Here is a 12,673-nt window from a genome sequence, read left to right as displayed (position 1 = left end):
GGGCATCTGAATCGAACACTGCCCCGACGGGGTGACAGCAGTCACCGGCCCAGGTCAGGACCGGTGCGGACGGCGTGGCTAGGCTCCCGGACGCAGCACGACCGACGTCCGCGACCGCTGCCGCCTCCCAGCGCGGGGCGCCCCCGGAGGAACCCGGGGACGCGCCGGTCGCGGCCGATAGCGAAGTGGAGCGGGAGAGCCGAGTGGACCTGTACGAGTACCAGGCGAAGGACCTCTTCGCCGCGCACGGAGTCCCGGTGCTGCCGGGGAAGACCGTGGACAACGCCGCCGACGCCGCGGCCGCAGCGTCCGAGCTGGGCACCGCCGTCGTGGTCAAGGCCCAGGTCAAGACCGGCGGCCGGGGCAAGGCGGGCGGCGTGAAGCTGGCCCAGAGTGCCGACGAGGCCAAGGAGAAGGCCGAGGCCATCCTCGGTCTCGACATCAAGGGCCACACCGTCCACCAGGTGCTGGTGACCGAGGCCAGCGACATCTCCGAGGAGTACTACTTCTCGTTCCTGCTGGACCGCTCGAACCGGACCTTCCTGGCCATGTGCTCGGCCGAGGGCGGCATGGAGATCGAGGAGCTGGCCGTCGAGCGCCCGGAGGCGCTGGCCCGCATCGCGATCGACCCGATCGCCGGTGTCGACAAGGCGAAGGCCGACGAGATCGTCGCCGCGGGGAAGATCCCGGCCGCCGTCGCCGACGAGGCCGCGAACGTCATCGTGAAGCTGTGGGAGACCTTCGTCGCCGAGGACGCCACCCTCGTCGAGGTCAACCCGCTGGTCCGTGACCCGCAGGACAAGGTGATCGCCCTCGACGGCAAGGTCACCCTCGACGAGAACGCCGCGTTCCGCCACGAGGCGCACGCCGAGCTCGTCGACGAGCGGACCGAGAACCCGCTCGAGGCGAAGGCCAAGGCCAAGGGCCTGAACTACGTCAAGCTCGACGGCGGCCAGGTCGGCATCATCGGCAACGGCGCGGGTCTCGTCATGAGCACCCTCGACGTCGTGGCGTACGCCGGTGAGGCGCACGGCGGCGTGAAGCCGGCCAACTTCCTCGACATCGGCGGCGGCGCCTCGGCGCAGGTCATGGCCGACGGCCTGGACGTCATCCTGGGCGACGACGAGGTCAAGAGCGTCTTCGTCAACGTCTTCGGCGGCATCACCGCGTGCGACGCGGTGGCGAACGGCATCGTCGAGGCCCTGAAGATCCTGGGCGACGACGCCACGAAGCCGCTGGTCGTCCGCCTGGACGGCAACAACGTCGAGGAGGGTCGCAAGATCCTGGCCGACGCGAACCACCCGCTCGTCACTGTGGTGGGCACGATGGACGACGCGGCCGCCAAGGCCGCCGAGCTGGCGAACGCCGCGGGAGCCTGAGAGAAATGTCGATCTTCCTCAACGAGAACAGCAAGGTCATCGTCCAGGGCATCACCGGCGGCGAGGGCACCAAGCACGCCACGAAGATGATCGCCTCCGGCACGAACATCGTGGGCGGCGTCAACGCCCGCAAGGCCGGGACCACGCACACGGTCGGCGACAAGGACGTCACCGTGTACGGGACGGTCGAGGAGGCGATGAAGGAGACCGGCGCCGACGTGTCGGTGCTGTTCGTCCCGCCGAAGTTCGCCAAGGACGCGGTCATCGAGGCCATCGACGCCGAGATCCCGCTCGCCGTCGTGATCACCGAGGGCATCCCGGTGCACGACTCGGCGTACTTCTGGGCGCACGCCGTCGCCAAGGGCAACAAGACCCGCATCATCGGGCCGAACTGTCCCGGGATCATCTCTCCCGGGAAGTCCAACGCGGGCATCATCCCGGCGAACATCGCCGGCCCCGGCAAGATCGGTCTGGTGTCGAAGTCCGGCACGCTGACCTACCAGATGATGTTCGAGCTGCGCGAGTTCGGCTTCTCCACCGCGATCGGCATCGGCGGTGACCCGGTCATCGGCACCACGCACATCGACGCCCTCGAGGCGTTCGAGGCGGACCCCGACACCGAGGCCATCGTGATGATCGGTGAGATCGGTGGCGACGCCGAGGAGCGTGCCGCGGACTTCATCAAGGCCAACGTCACCAAGCCGGTCGCCGGCTACGTCGCGGGCTTCACCGCGCCGGAGGGCAAGACGATGGGCCACGCCGGCGCCATCGTCTCCGGCTCGGCCGGCACCGCGCAGGCGAAGAAGGAGGCCCTCGAGGCCGCGGGCGTGAAGGTCGGCAAGACGCCGTCCGAGACCGCCGCGCTCATGAAGGAGATCCTCTCCGCCAAGTAGGGCGTACGACCGACGACGCGCGGGTCCCGGGAACTCCGGGGGCCCGCGCGTCGTCGTGTGTACGGCGCCCGTCGGGCGTCACCCGGCCGTGGAGCGGAATCGACTAGCGTGCGGCCCGGAGTCCTGTCACCGACGCCCGCGGGAGTAGTCGTCATGTCCAGTAACCAGCCGCCCTCCCCCCCGGGGCCGGCCCCGACGACGCGGTGACCCCACCTGCGGGCACGGTGCGGCTCGCCGTGCTGGGCGGCGCGGCCGCCGCGCTGCTCGTCCTGGTCACGGCCTTCTTCGGGCTCCCCCCGGCCGCCGCCTACGCGCTCGCCATGGTCGTGGCGGGCGGGATCGCGGGTGGGCTGTCGCTGCTGCCCGGGACGGGCCGGGTGCTCGTCGCCGGGACCGTGCTGTCCGGGACCGGGTTCCTGACGCTGCTGTTCCTGTTCACCGCCAGCGGCAGCCCGGTCGCGGCCGGGGCCGTCGGGTGGGTGGCCGTGGCGTTCGCGCTGCTGTCGGTCGCCGGCCTGTTCTACGGCCAGCTGCTGCTCTCCGGTGTCCTCGCCGCCCCCGCCCCGCGCGCGGCGCGGCCGGCGCACGCGCCGTCGAACGAGCCGCCGTGGGCGACGCCCGGCCTGCCCCAGCAGCCCGGTCACGGCCGCCCCGGGCAGGCGGGCGGGTACGACGCGTACGGCCCCGGCCGGGGCGGACACCCGGGAGCCCACGAGGGCCCGGGTCAGTACGCCCAGCAGCCGGGTCACTACGGCGCCCAACACGGTCAGTACGCCGCCGAGCCGGGTCAGTACGGCGGCCAGCCGGGTCAGTACGGCGAGCCCGGTCAGTACGGGCAGCAGCCGCAGGGGGCCGGGCAGGCCGTCCCGGGGTCGTACGCGCCGTCCACGGCCGCCTCGGGCGGGGCGTTCTCCGGGGTCGCCTACGGCGAGCGCGCGGCCGACCCCGGGCGCGGCCACGGCGGCGGCGCCGTCCCCGGTCAGCAGGCCGCAGGTGCCGACGCACCGGGTGCCCCGGGGCAGGGTGTCCCCGCCGAGCAGCCGGCTCAGGGTGCACAGGGATCGGCGCAGCACACCCCCGACGAGGTCGCCGGGCAGCACCTGCCCGGCGAGCCGGCGGTCGGGCAGACCGCGCCCGGCGTCCCGGGGGCCGGGCAGAACGGGCCCGGTGGCCAGGCCGTGGACCCGAACGCTCCGGGCGTGCCGGCAGCCGGGGCCCGCGGGCAGTCCGGGACGCCGGAGCAGCAGGCGTCCGGGGAGCAGTCGCCGGGGCACGACCCGGCCCGGCAGACCCCTGTGACCGACGACGACGCCACCCGGGCCTTCCGTGCGGGGGGCGGCCGGCCGCCGTCGTCCTGACTCCGGTCGTCCAGGGCGCCGGTCGTCACGGCCCGGTGGTCGTGACGCCGGGTGTCCGGTCCCGCCGGTCGTGACCCGCGTCGGCCCTGTCCGGTCGTCCGCGTCCCGCTGGGACCCGGGCGGTCCCGTGGGGCCGGGCACGTGCGGCGTGCCTGCCGCCGCGGGCGTCCCGGCGCTGCGACCCTGACCGGGTGAGCACCCCGCCCCGCCCCGCCCGCGGCCGTCCCGCGTCCCGCTCCCGGCCGTCCGGTCCCGGCGCGTCCCGGTCCCGGGACGACGCGGCCGCGCGCGACGGCCGGGGCGGCGTCGCCGAGCGGGAACGGCCCCGTGCCACGACCCGGCGGCCCGCACCGGACCGGCGCGCGGGCGATGGCAACGGCCTCGACCGCCTGCGGATCCTGCTCGCGTCGACGATGGGCGCGGTGCTGGCCGGCTACACGCTGCTGGTGCCGGTCGCGGCGCTGATCGCCGGCACCGGCGGTGTGCCGGTGACGGCCGACGCCGCGCTGGCCACTGCCGTCCCGATGTGGCTGGCCGCGCACCAGATCCCGATCGCACTCGACGGCCGCCCGCTCGGGGTGCTGCCGCTGCTGCCGACCCTCGTGATCGTGGCCGTCGTCGCGTGGTTCTCCCGCTGGGCGGTCCGGCGGCTGGGTGGCCGGGTCCGGCACGACGCGGGCGCCGTCGTCGCCGCGCAGGCGGGCGCGGCGGCCGCGGTCGCCGTGCTGGCGGGTGCGCTGCTGCCCAAGGAGATGGCGGTGACCGCGCCGTGGGCCTCCCTCCTCGGCGCCGGCCTGATCGGTGGCGCCGCGGCCGGTGCGGGCGTCGTCCACGCCTGCGGGATGCCCGCCGCGTGGAAGCGGGTGCTCGCGGGGTGGCCCGGAGCCGCGCTCGCCGGGGTCCGGGTCGCCGCGACCTCCCTGCTGCTGACCGGCGCGCTCGTGCTGACGGGGGCGCTGCTGCTCACCGCGACCGCCGTGAGCGACGCCGCTGCCCGTCTCGGACCGGGCATCGGAGCGGGCTTCGGCGTCCTGGTGCTCGCCGTGGGGTATCTGCCGAACGCGCTGGTCGGGGCGGTGTCCTGGATGCTCGGCGCGGGTGTCTCGGTCGGGGTCGCGACGTCCGGCCCGCTGCTCGCGGAGCCCGGGCCGCTCCCGGCGTTCCCGCTCACGGCCCTGCTGCCGATGACGACGGTGCCGCCCGCCGCGCCCCTGGTCCTGCTGCTCCCGGTCCTCGCCGGTGTGCTGACCGGGCTCGCCTGCCGCCGCGCGCTGGCGGACGGCGCCCCGATGGCGGAGCGGGCGGCGGCCCTGGCGACGGCGGCGGTCGTCGTCGCGATCGGGGCCGGAGCGCTGGCCACGGTGGCCGGCGGGCCCCTCGCCGGCGGGCCCTACGACCCGGTGTCGTTCCACCCCGGGGCGGTGTTCGGCGCCGTGCTGCTGCTGGTGGGGCTGCCCGCGCTGCTGACCTGCGCCGGACCCGAGCTGGCCCGGCACGTGCCGATGGGCGGTCCCGCCGGTGGGCGGGCCGGCCGGGCCCCGGGCACGGGGTCGCGGGCGGTGCGGCGCGAGCGGTCGTCGACGGTCGCCGATCTCGTCGAGGGGCGCCGCCGGTCCGGCGCGAGCAGCCGCTCCGGCGGGAGCGCGGGACGGGACGGGCGCGTCCGGCGGGAGGGTCGCCGCGATCCCGCCGGGGCCGTGGGCGACGGGGCGGCGCGGGTCGGGGACGCTCCGCACGACCACCCCGATCACGAGGGCCCCGGTGATCCCGGCACTGCCGACCACGACGGCCCTGCCGACCACGCCGACCACGACGGCCCCGACCCCGACCCCGACCACGACGACCCCGGCCCCGACCCCGGCCCCGATCGGGACGGCCCCCGGCGGGGCTCCCGCGGCGACGACCGGGACCCCACCGGCTGAGCACCGGGCCGGGAGGGTGACAGCCACCCCGCCTCGGCCCGGACCGGGCCCGGCGACGATCCGGCCGACGGTGACGGGGCCTGCGCGGAGCGTCCCCGGAGCAGGGGGACGCCGGGCGGGGTGCCCCGCGCGTCTACGCTGGTCATCGGCCGCCACCGCGGCCGCAGCGACGGCGTCGGAGGGACAGCGGTGCACGCCCAGGAACAGGCCGGACCGTTCCGCGTCGTCGTACTCGTCTCCGGGGCCGGCACGTTGCTGCAGGCCCTGCTCGATGCGGCACCCGCCGGCCCGTCCGGCTACCGGGTCGTGGCCGTCGGCGCCGACCGGCCCGGCGCGGCCGGACTGGACCGCGCCCGGGAGGCCGCGCTGCCGACGTTCGTCGAACGGGTCGCCGACCACCCCGACCGGGACGCCTGGAACGCCGTCCTCGCCGCTGCCGTCGTCGCGCACCGGCCGGACGTCGTCGTCGGGGCGGGCTTCATGAAGCTGGTCGCACCGGCCTTCCTGGACGCGATCGGATGCCCGATGTTGAACACGCACCCGGCCCTGCTGCCGGCGTTCCCCGGTGCGCACGCCGTGCGTGACGCGCTGGCCGCCGGCGTCCGGACCACCGGAGCGACCGTGCACGAGGTCGACGCCGGGCTGGACACGGGGCCGGTGCTCGCGCAGGTGGAGGTGCCCGTCCTCCCGACCGACGACGAGACCGTCCTGCACGAGCGGATCAAGACCGAGGAACGACGGCTGCTGGTCGAGACGGTGCTGCGTCTCGCCGCGGCCGGGAGAACGCACGAGGTGAGTCAGTGAGTGAGCGCAGGCCGGTCCGCCGGGCCCTGATCAGCGTCTACGACAAGGCCGGGCTGCTGGACCTGGCGACCGGGCTGCACGCGGCCGGTGTGGAGATCGTCTCGACGGGATCCACCGCGCAGCGGATCGCCGACGCGGGGGTCCCCGTGACGCCCGTCGAGGAGGTCACCGGTTTCCCCGAGTGCTTCGACGGCCGGGTGAAGACCCTGCACCCCCGGGTGCACGCGGGGCTGCTCGCGGACACCCGCAAGGACGAGCACGTCGTGCAGCTCGAGCAGCTGAACATCGCGCCGTTCGACCTGCTGGTGTCGAACCTCTACCCGTTCCGGGAGACCGTCGCGTCCGGCGCGAGCCGCGACGAGGCCGTCGAGCAGATCGACATCGGTGGCCCGGCGATGGTGCGGGCCTCGGCGAAGAACCACGAGAGCGTCGCCGTGGTCGTCGAGCCGTCCCGCTACGAGTGGGTGCTGGAGCAGGTCGCCGCCGGCGGGTTCGTCGTCGCCGACCGGCGCCGGCTGGCCGCGGACGCGTTCCGGCACACCGCCGCCTACGACGTCTCGGTCGCCACCTGGATGGGCGAGCAGTTCTCGGCGGGCGACGGGACCGAGGCGACGCCGGAGTGGTTCGGCGCCACCTGGACCCGCGAGCGCGCGCTGCGCTACGGCGAGAACCCGCACCAGGCCGCCGCGCTGTACGCCGACGGCGGCGCCACCGGCCTCGCCGGTGCCGAGCAGCTGCACGGCAAGGAGATGTCCTACAACAACTACGTCGACGCCGACGCCGCCTGGCGGGCCGCGCACGACCACGGCGACCGGCCGACGGTCGCGGTGATCAAGCACGCGAACCCGTGCGGGATCGCGGTCGGCGCGGACGTCGCCGAGGCGCACCGCAAGGCGCACGCCACCGATCCGGTGTCCGCGTTCGGTGGTGTCGTGGCGGTCAACGGCGAGGTGTCGGTCGCGATGGCCGAGCAGGTCGCGGAGATCTTCACCGAGGTCGTGGTGGCCCCGTCCTACGCCGACGGTGCGCTGGAGGTCCTGCAGCGCAAGAAGAACGTCCGGCTGCTCCGCATCCCGGGGGAGGTCGCCCGTGGCGGCACCGAGCTGCGGCCGATCTCCGGCGGGGTCCTCGTCCAGCAGCGCGACCTGGTCGACGCCGCCGGCGACGACCCGGCCGCCTGGAAGCTCGTCACCGGCGACCCGGCCTCCCCGGAACTCCTCGCCGACCTCGCGTTCGCCTGGCGGGCCTGCCGCGCGGTGAAGTCGAACGCGATCCTGCTCGCGCACGACGGCGCCGCGGTCGGCGTCGGCATGGGCCAGGTCAACCGGGTGGACGCCGCGAAGCTGGCGGTCGAGCGGGCCGGTGACCGGGTGCGTGGTGCGGTCGTGGCGTCGGACGCGTTCTTCCCGTTCCCGGACGGCCTGGAGGTGCTGCTCGACGCCGGTGTCGCGGCCGTCGTGCAGCCGGGTGGTTCGGTGCGGGACGAGCAGGTCGTGGCCGCGTGTGCGAAGGCGGGCGTCCCGATGTACCTCACGGGGACGCGGCACTTCGCCCACTGATCCCCGGCACGTCCCGGACGGCCCGGACCGCCTCGCGCGGTCCGGGCCGTTCTGTGTGTGCTCCCGGGAGCTGCCGTGTCCGCCGAGATGCAGCTCAGCGCGGCTCGTCGCCCCCGCCACGACCGTGAGCTGCATCTCGGCGGGGCCCTGCCGGCGGCGCGGCTCCGGCCGGTGCGGCCGCGCGGTCCGGAACTGTCGGGGGTGCGTGCGACGGTGCTCCGCGTCGGTCCACGGATCCCCCGACCGGGGGCTGCGGCAGGGCCGGCACAGGCCCTATGATTCGAACGTCAGTTCGAGCACGCACCACCTTCCCCGTGGTGCGCCGGGCAGGTTCCGACCGGTCGGCAGGCCGGTCGCGGTGCGACGGGGGAGGTCCGTGTGGGCAGGGCTGCGCCGAGCGGGACGGTCTCGGACGAGAGGGTCACGGTCGTCGGGGGAGCGGCGGCGGTGGGCCGGGTGATCGGATCCGCGCCGGACGGTGCGGGGGAACCGGGCGGGGGCCCGGAACCCCGGCACCGCCCGGAGACCGGGGAGCCGCATCCGGGTCCGGAGGAGGCGGCCGGGCCGGTGATCGGGGCCGGCGTGCGGAGCGCGGGGACGGACGGGGAGCCCGTCTCCGCGGGCCGTGCCGGTTCCGGGGCCGGACCGCGGGCCGGGCTCGCCGGGTCCCGTGACCCCGGGAGCGGGCGGGAGCCGCTCCACGGGGCACGGGGCCCGGTCGGGGGGCCGGTGTCGGACCGGCTCGCCCGGGCCCGGCAGGTGCTGCACCGGGTGGAGACCCGGGCCGACGTCGAGCGGTCCCGTCCGGTGGCCCGTCCCGGGTGCGGGGCGACGGCGGCCGACGCGGGCCCCGCGCGCACCACCGGCACGGCCGATCCCGACGACGCCGCGCTGCTCCCTGTCCCCGGCCCGCTGGCCGGGTTGCTGCCGGCGGGCGGCCTGCGCCGGGGGTCCACGGTCGCGGTGGGAGCGGGCGCCGGCGCGGGGTCGTTGCTGTTCGCGCTGCTCGCCGCGGCGTCCGCGGAGGGGTGCTGGGCGGGTGTGGTCGGGCGTCCCGGGCTGGGGGCCGCGGCCGAGGCGGGCGTGCGGCTGGACCGGCTCGCGCTGGTCCCGGATCCCGGTGCCGATCTGGTCGGGGTCACCGCGGCCCTGCTCGACGGGCTGGACCTGGTCGTGGTGGCGGGTCCGGAGCGGGCCGGGCTCCGTGCCGGTGACCGGCAACGGCTGACGGCGCGGGCCCGGCAGCGCGGGGCGGTGCTGCTGGCGCTGGGGTCCTGGCCCGGGGCGGACCTGCGGCTGCACTGCGAACGTCCACGCTGGGAGGGCGTGGGCCGCGGGGAGGGCCGGTTGCGGTACCGCCGGATCGAGGTGCGGGCGTCCGGGCGCGGGATCGGGCCCGCGGGCCGGGGCGCTGAGGTGCTGCTGCCGGGGCCGGGCGGGGCGGTACTCGCCGCCCCGGAGCAGGTGCCGGCCGGGAGCCGGCCGACGCCCGTCGCCGCCCCCGGGCAGGTGCTCCCCGGCCGGCCGGTCGTACAGGTGGCCGGATGAGCGCGGCGGGCAGCGCGGCGGACGTCGCGGACCCGGCCGTCCGGGGGCCGGGCGGTGCGGGGGCGCGGGTGCCGGACCCGCGGGTGCTGGCGGTCTGGTCCCCGGACTGGCCGGTCACCGCGGCGGCCCGGGCCGCCCACGTCCCGGTGCACCGCCCTGCGGCGGTGTTCCACGCCAACCGGGTGCTGGCCTGCTCGGCCATCGCCCGCAGGCACGGGGTGCGCCGGGGGCTGCGACGGCGCGAGGCGCAGGCCCGGTGCCCCGACCTGGCGGTGCTCGCACCGGACCCGGGACGGGACGCCCGGCTGTTCGAGCCGGTCGCGGCCGCGGTCGAGGGGGTCGCGCCGGGTGTGGAGGTCGTCCGTCCCGGGTTGCTCGTGCTGCCCGCCCGCGGCCCGGTCGGCTGGTTCGGCGGGGAGCGGGAGGCGATCGAGCGGCTGATCGACCAGGTCGCCCTGCACGCCGCGACGGAGTGCCAGATCGGTGTCGCCGACGGCATGTTCGCCGCCGAGCTCGCCGCCCGCCGGGGGCGCGGGGTGCCGTCCGGCCGGTCGGCGGAGTTCCTCGCACCGCTGGAGGTCGCCGAGCTCGACCGGGACCCGGAGACCGACCGCTCCGCGCTGATCGACCTCCTGCGCCGGCTCGGGCTGCGGTCGCTGGGTGCGTTCGGCGCGCTGACCGAGGCCGACGTCGCCTCCCGGTTCGGTGCCGACGCGGTGGCGGCGCACCGGCTCGCCCGCGGGCTCGATCCGCGGCCTCCGGTGCGGCGGGTCCCGCCGGAGGCGCTCGCCGCGGCGATCGAGCTGGATCCGCCGGTGGACCGGGTGGACGCGGCGGCGTTCGCCGCCCGCGGGCTGGCCACCCGGCTGCACGAGGCGCTCGCCGGGCACGGCCTGGCCTGCACGCGGCTCGGTGTGCACGCCCGCACCGACAGCGGAGAGGAACTGTTGCGGGTGTGGCGGTGCGCCGAACCGCTGACTCCCGCGGGCACCGTCGACCGGGTGCGCTGGCAGCTCGACTCGTGGCTCGGCCGCGGCGGCTCCGGCACCCTGGTCGCCCTGCGCCTCACCCCGGAGGACACCGTGGTGGCCGGCGCGCTGCAGCGCGGGTTGTGGGGCGACGTCGGTGAGAACGACGAACGCGCCGGTCGCGCGCTGGTCCGGGTGCAGGCGCTGCTCGGCCCGGAGTCCGTGGTCACCGCGGTCCCGACCGGTGGCCGGGATCCCGGGGAGCGGGTCCGGCTGGTGCCCTGGGGTGAGGAACGGGTCGTCGAGGCGCCGGCACCCCCGCGGTCGGGGGTGCCGAAGGATCCGCCGGCGTCGTGGCCGGGCCGGTTGCCGGCGCCGTCACCGGCGACGGTCCTGCCGGACCCGGCGCCGGTCCGGCTGCTCGACGCCGATGGCTCCGAGGTGTCCCTGCCGGCCCCGGACCTGCTCGACGGGGACCCGCACCGGATCTCCGGCGGAGGTGGTCCGGACCGCGAGATCGCGGGCTGGGCCGGGCCCTGGCCGGTGCACACCCGCTGGTGGGCCCCCGACGCCCCCGGCCCCACGGCCCGGTTGCAGGTCGCGCTCGCGGACGGCGCGGCGTTGCTGCTCGTCCACCGCGGGACGCGCTGGGAGGTGGCCGGTGTCTACGACTGAGACGGCCGGGACGCGGGCCCCGCTACCGGGCGGGGACCCCTGTCATGTCCACCGCGAAGCGACCGATCGCGTTGCCCATCGCCGTGACGTTCCGGTCCAGTGCCACCCGGTCGATGTTGGTCAGCCGGTCGCACGGCGTGTGGTAGCAGGCGTCGTAGGACTGGCCGGGCGTCCCGCCCCACTTCTGCGCCTGCTTCGGGGTCTTCCGCTCCTCGGCGCCGGTGAACAGCCCGCCCGCCGGGATCCCGGCCTCGATGAAGGGGCCGTAGTCGGAGCGGCCGTCGAACGCGGTGCCCTCCGGGCCCTGCACACCGGCGGCGACCAGCGACTCGGTCAGGACCTGCTCCGCGGCCCCCGAACCGGGCGGTCCGGCCTCGCCGCCGAGGCGGTCCGAGTCGTCGCCGTCGTAGACCAGGTACGCCGCGTTCGGCGAGGCCACCATGTCGAAGTTCAGGTAGAGCCCGACCTTCGCCCGGTCCTGCTGCGAGAGCGACTCGACGTAGCGCGTCGCCCCGACCAGGCCGATCTCCTCGGCGCCCCACCAGGCGAAACGCACCTTCTGCCCGGCGGGCGGGGCCGCGCCGAGCTTCTGCGCGACGTCCAGCAGCGCGGCACTGCCGCTGCCGTTGTCGTTGATCCCCGCGCCCTCCGGCACGGAGTCCAGGTGTGCCCCGGCCATCACGACCCGGTCCGGGTCACCGGTGCTCGTCTCGGCGATCACGTTGCGGGAGGTCTGCTGCTGGATCGTGGTGTCCAGCAGGAGGGTGGCCTGCTGTCCGTCCCGGAGGGCGGCGCCGGCGGTCCTCTGCACGGCGGCGGTCGGCACGACGCCCGGTGTCTCGCCGAGGGTGGCGGGCAGCGCCGCGTCCTCGGTGTTGGTGACGATCACGGCCACCGCTCCGGCGGCCCCGGCCAGCCGCGACTTCTGACCGAACTCGCAGACGCCCCGCTCGACGACGGCGATCGCGCCGGCCGGCATCCCGGCGTAGTCCTCGGCCTCGCACCCCGGGCTCGGGTCCTGCGGGGCGCGCGGCCGGACCGACAGCGGTGCGGTCAGGCCGCCGGGCGGGGTGGCCGGCGAGAAGCTCAGCACCTCGGTGGGCACCGGCGCGCCCGCCACCGTCAGCCGGGCGTCGCCCGCGGTGAAGGTGCGGACGTCGAACGACGGCGTCTGCACGTCGTAGCCCGCCTCGCGCAGCGTGCGCGAGACGTAGTCGACGCTCGCGTCGTAGCCGGGGGTGCCGATCGCCCGGTTGCCGTCGTTCGCGTCGGCGATCTTCTGCAGCTGCTCGAGGTGGGCGTAGGCGGCGTCACCGCTCACCGCCCCGGCCAGGCGGGCGGGCAGGCCCGGATCGGACTGGGGTGCGGCGCCGTCGGTGCCGGCGGCCCCCGGCGGGAGGACGGCCGTGCCCGGTCCGGCCGGGACGTTCGCGCAGGCGGCCAGCGCGGCCACCGCCACACCGGCTCCGAGCACCCGAGCCAGGCGGCGACCGGCCACCCGGCGCCGGGTGCTGCCGCCCGGCGTCGTTCCCGTCGTTGCCGTCCTCATGGTCCCCCCCACTGTCCG

General features: G+C 76.6%; 9 protein-coding genes. 8 read left to right on the top strand and 1 reads right to left on the bottom strand.

Translation table 11 applies throughout. The annotated features are described in order from the left end of the window. The first annotated feature begins 185 nt into the window (after positions 1-185). From sucC to Ae150APs1_RS11650, 8 genes are all read left to right on the top strand, one after another. Positions 186-1,379 carry an ADP-forming succinate--CoA ligase subunit beta gene (gene sucC, locus Ae150APs1_RS11685; RefSeq protein ID WP_256385587.1) on the top strand — a complete coding sequence of 398 codons (1,194 nt, stop codon included), beginning with the start codon at positions 186-188 and terminating at the stop codon, positions 1,377-1,379. Positions 1,380-1,384: 5 nt separating this feature from the next. Further along, positions 1,385-2,272, top strand: coding sequence for a succinate--CoA ligase subunit alpha (sucD, locus tag Ae150APs1_RS11680; protein ID WP_010235746.1), 888 nt, complete (start codon positions 1,385-1,387; stop codon positions 2,270-2,272). 203 nt (positions 2,273-2,475) lie between these two features. Continuing rightward, complete coding sequence (locus Ae150APs1_RS11675) at positions 2,476-3,630, top strand: hypothetical protein (RefSeq protein ID WP_139316875.1); 1,155 nt, start codon at positions 2,476-2,478, stop codon at positions 3,628-3,630. Positions 3,631-3,821: 191 nt separating this feature from the next. Further along, positions 3,822-5,552: a DUF6350 family protein gene (locus tag Ae150APs1_RS32000; RefSeq protein ID WP_075297499.1), complete on the top strand. Its 1,731-nt coding sequence runs from the start codon at positions 3,822-3,824 to the stop codon at positions 5,550-5,552. 189 nt (positions 5,553-5,741) lie between these two features. Beyond that, entirely contained in the window at positions 5,742-6,356 is a 615-nt protein-coding gene (gene purN, locus Ae150APs1_RS11665; protein WP_075302013.1) for a phosphoribosylglycinamide formyltransferase, read from the top strand. Beyond that, the gene (purH, locus tag Ae150APs1_RS11660) at positions 6,353-7,915 is read left to right on the top strand and encodes a bifunctional phosphoribosylaminoimidazolecarboxamide formyltransferase/IMP cyclohydrolase (protein WP_075297497.1); all 1,563 of its coding nucleotides are present in this window, start codon (positions 6,353-6,355) and stop codon (positions 7,913-7,915) included. Before purN ends, purH begins: the two co-directional genes overlap by 4 nt. 456 nt (positions 7,916-8,371) lie before the next feature. Next, positions 8,372-9,463, top strand: a complete 1,092-nt coding sequence (locus Ae150APs1_RS34625; RefSeq protein WP_175579851.1) for a hypothetical protein — start codon at positions 8,372-8,374, stop codon at positions 9,461-9,463. Then, positions 9,460-11,106 (top strand): DNA polymerase Y family protein, encoded by a 1,647-nt coding sequence (locus Ae150APs1_RS11650; RefSeq protein ID WP_083680077.1) that lies wholly within the window; start codon positions 9,460-9,462, stop codon positions 11,104-11,106. The genes Ae150APs1_RS34625 and Ae150APs1_RS11650 overlap by 4 nt, the downstream gene beginning before the upstream one ends. A 22-nt stretch (positions 11,107-11,128) precedes the next feature. Here Ae150APs1_RS11650 and Ae150APs1_RS11645 read toward each other — a convergent pair whose 3' ends face one another. Next, the gene (locus tag Ae150APs1_RS11645) at positions 11,129-12,655 is read right to left on the bottom strand and encodes a M28 family metallopeptidase (RefSeq protein ID WP_083680076.1); all 1,527 of its coding nucleotides are present in this window, start codon (positions 12,653-12,655) and stop codon (positions 11,129-11,131) included. Positions 12,656-12,673 lie beyond the last annotated feature (18 nt).

Origin of the sequence: Pseudonocardia sp. Ae150A_Ps1, assembly GCF_001932315.1 — a bacterium.
Classification (GTDB): domain Bacteria; phylum Actinomycetota; class Actinomycetes; order Mycobacteriales; family Pseudonocardiaceae; genus Pseudonocardia.
Note: the sequence above shows the minus strand (reverse complement) of the source record. Positions and strands in the feature narration are given on the sequence as shown.

Coding starts and splice junctions, on each gene's coding strand:
- Ae150APs1_RS11645 (WP_083680076.1), bottom strand. CDS start 12,655: ATGAGGACGGCAACGACGGGAACGACGCCGGGCGGCAGCACCCGGCGC.
- sucD (WP_010235746.1), top strand. CDS start 1,385: ATGTCGATCTTCCTCAACGAGAACAGCAAGGTCATCGTCCAGGGCATC.
- Ae150APs1_RS11650 (WP_083680077.1), top strand. CDS start 9,460: ATGAGCGCGGCGGGCAGCGCGGCGGACGTCGCGGACCCGGCCGTCCGG.